The sequence below is a fragment of the Kocuria gwangalliensis genome (assembly GCF_039544365.1).
Classification (GTDB): domain Bacteria; phylum Actinomycetota; class Actinomycetes; order Actinomycetales; family Micrococcaceae; genus Kocuria; species Kocuria gwangalliensis.
Map to the genome: position 1 here is coordinate 1 of NZ_BAABLN010000059.1, position 2,227 is coordinate 2,227.

Here is a 2,227-nt window from a genome sequence, read left to right on the forward strand (position 1 = left end):
AATGCTGCCGTTGAGGCTGAGGAGCTGTGGGACTCCGGGGACCGGCGGGCCAACCTGGCCAGTCGACTCATGGACGCCCTCGGTGGCACCGAGGAAGGCCGTGATGGTGTGCGCGCACGCCTGGCGGCAGACCGGGACCAGGGCACGCCCCCGATCGAGGCGGTGCGCTCCACTATGCGGGGCCCCAAGGCCCGGAAGAACACTGGACGCGGGCAGGGGCGCGAGAGGGACCTGGGGCTGGGCTGAGGCCAGCGGCGACACAGAGAAGGTGAAGTTACTGAACTCGATCACCTCTGAGTCAGCCCAAGAATCTGTGCGTCTTGCTTTTTGGAATTCTCACGGCCCCTTTCCCTGCGGGTGTCGGAATCGACATCTACACGGAAACTAGTAACTACGAGCCACCACAGCAGTGCGGCTACTGATCAGATGTCCGTGAGGAATGCTTGATTCTATGCCGGCGCGACTGCGGTGATGATGTGCAGCTCCAGGAAGCAGGCCCGGGTCCAATGGGCAGAGGGCGTTCGGGTTGTGATAAACGTTCATGCCATCAATCCACGACTCTTCGTACCCTTCGGTGACCCTCGATTCGAAAGTCGCCCCCGTAGGATTTCCGTTGGATGACAGTCTTATCCCGGTGTGAACGAGCGTCACCGTCGGTGCCCCTAGTCCTACTTTGACCCCCATACGGTTAAACTTTGCGAGGGTTCCGCTTCCATTGAAGACAACTGCGCTGATGTGTTCAGCGCCGGCCTGGTCAAAAAAGCACGATTCGATTTCCTTGCCCTTCCATCGATGATGCGTGATGGTACGAGGGGCGACTGTGACACCTGATTCAGTGCTCTCTTCGTCGAAAGCGAGGCCGTATAAATAGCGGGGGAGCGAAACGCCGCTATAAGTCATCGACATCTCATCATGGAAGTCCTGAATTGCCAGGACCAACGGCGTACCCGAAACACCAGGATGTTCCCAATACCGCTTCATGAGCTTCGCAGTCAACGGACCTGCGAAGCGCACGGGTAGATAGTTTTCCACGTAGTCGGCCAATGCAGCTTCCGTTCGTGGCTTCTGGGACGGAAAGGGCTGGCCGTTGACCACCGATGGATTGATAGTGGTCGCCTCGAGATAGAACTGACCGTCGAGACCTCTCGCAAGGAAGTCCGGTGCGGGATCTGGCTGGGAAACGGCGTACCCCCTCTCGACCAGCGTGGCGAAAAGGTAAAGCTCCCAGACGCGCGCGTCAAATCCGGTCGTCTGAAACTGTTCAACATAGTTGCCGTCTTGATTCTCATACCAACGCATCATCAAGGTGATCAGCTCGCGAGCTGGCGAGAACCTATCTCCGAATGCAAGATAGCGGAAGCTTTCATGGAACCGCTTCTCCTTCACCACTGGAGTGAAGAAGTCGACAGGGTTTGTCTCGTCACCTTGGACGCGCTCTAGCTCCAGATATGACTCCACCTGACCCATGAGCGGGCCAATTGCGGCGATCGCGCCGGTTGCGTCGGCGTAGTAAGAGGTCTGTTTCACCCAGCGGAAGCGACCCATCAAGTCGCGAGCAAACAGCGCCCCCGAATACTCCTCATCGGTGTCAAGGCATAATGCCGCGAGTACCGCGCCGCTGTCCGACTCGAACCAAGCCAGCTCTCGAATCAGGAGCACAGCTTCAGGTTGACGACTGAACCCAGCGTAGGCATCGAAACGCGCCCGCGAAATTTGTTTCACTTAGTTGTATCCTGTTCCCATGTTTGGTCCGGCTCATCGCCGGGCAATATCGTCCCAGGACGCGGTTTTGAACCACCGAAGAAGTTCAGCTGCATCGCTCAGGTTTGCTCTTAGCTCAGGTGTAAGAAATCTGGAAGGATTCTTTGGGAAAACCCGTCCGTTTAGGGCGGGGACCGTGGCCGCGTGGGACACGACGAGTCCGTGCCGTGCGCGGGACATCATCACAGACAGGACGCGCGCTTCTTCGAGCAGGGCTTCTTCGCTTTTTGCCTCGAAGAAGGGCACGTTGCCGTCCTCGAGGCCGACGACAATCACCCAGTCGAACTGTTGCCCCTTGCCGGCATGACCCGAGAGCAGATGTACACCCGCCTTGGTCAGCAAGGTCGAGTTGTCTCCGACTCGGACTCGTTTCGAGATCCCGGCGGGAGTCAACCCTTGAGTGAGCAGCTCGAGCACCCAACCCAGGGCGTCGGCAAGCGCCACTCGATCGGCTGGGTCTTGGACC

The 2,227-nt window shown here is 58.5% G+C and carries 2 protein-coding genes and 1 pseudogene; 1 reads left to right on the top strand and 2 read right to left on the bottom strand.

All coding sequences use genetic code 11. The features are described from left to right. A pseudogene (locus tag ABEA06_RS13595) lies at window positions 1-246 on the top strand (hypothetical protein); the annotation flags it as partial. A gap of 138 nt (window positions 247-384) precedes the next feature. On the opposite strand, the gene ABEA06_RS13600 reads toward ABEA06_RS13595, so the two are convergent. Together ABEA06_RS13600 and ABEA06_RS13605 are read right to left on the bottom strand one after the other, a co-directional pair. Then, complete coding sequence (locus ABEA06_RS13600; protein WP_345311839.1) at window positions 385-1,722, bottom strand: hypothetical protein; 1,338 nt, start codon at window positions 1,720-1,722, stop codon at window positions 385-387. A 33-nt stretch (window positions 1,723-1,755) separates the two neighbouring features. After that, window positions 1,756-2,227 (bottom strand): 3'-5' exonuclease (locus tag ABEA06_RS13605; RefSeq protein ID WP_345311840.1); only part of this gene is annotated, 472 nt, incomplete at its 5' end.